The sequence below is a fragment of the Pseudomonas sp. SIMBA_067 genome (assembly GCF_046534675.1).
Taxonomy (GTDB): domain Bacteria; phylum Pseudomonadota; class Gammaproteobacteria; order Pseudomonadales; family Pseudomonadaceae; genus Aquipseudomonas; species Aquipseudomonas putida.
This window is the reverse complement of record NZ_JAWRYH010000824.1, coordinates 1-256: the sequence shown is the minus strand read 5'-3', so window position 1 is coordinate 256 and position 256 is coordinate 1. Positions and strand designations below refer to the sequence as shown.

General features: G+C 62.9%; 2 pseudogenes. One reads left to right on the top strand and one right to left on the bottom strand.

Features of this window, described 5'->3' with window-relative positions:
- A pseudogene (locus SB765_RS31510) lies at positions 1–136 on the top strand (LysR family transcriptional regulator); the annotation flags it as partial.
- Here SB765_RS31510 and SB765_RS31505 read toward each other — a convergent pair.
- Positions 133–256 (bottom strand): annotated as a pseudogene (locus SB765_RS31505) (sarcosine oxidase); the annotation flags it as partial. The pseudogenes SB765_RS31510 and SB765_RS31505 sit on opposite strands and share 4 nt — an antisense overlap.

Here is a 256-nt window from a genome sequence, read left to right as displayed (position 1 = left end):
GCGGCTGCTCAGTGTGCTTGAAACGTGGACGCCTCCGTCATTGCAGCTGTCGGCGGTGTACCCGCAGCACCGGCAGGTGGCGCGGCCGGTGCAGGGGTTTGTCGACTTCCTGCGTGAACGGTTGGTGCAGCTTTAGGCTTGCGCCAGCACTTCGCCCAGCAACGCGCCCAACTCGATCAGCCCACCCTCGAATTCATCCATCGCATCCAGGACTGCCTCACGGAAATACGCCAACGACGCCCGGTCAAACAACAGC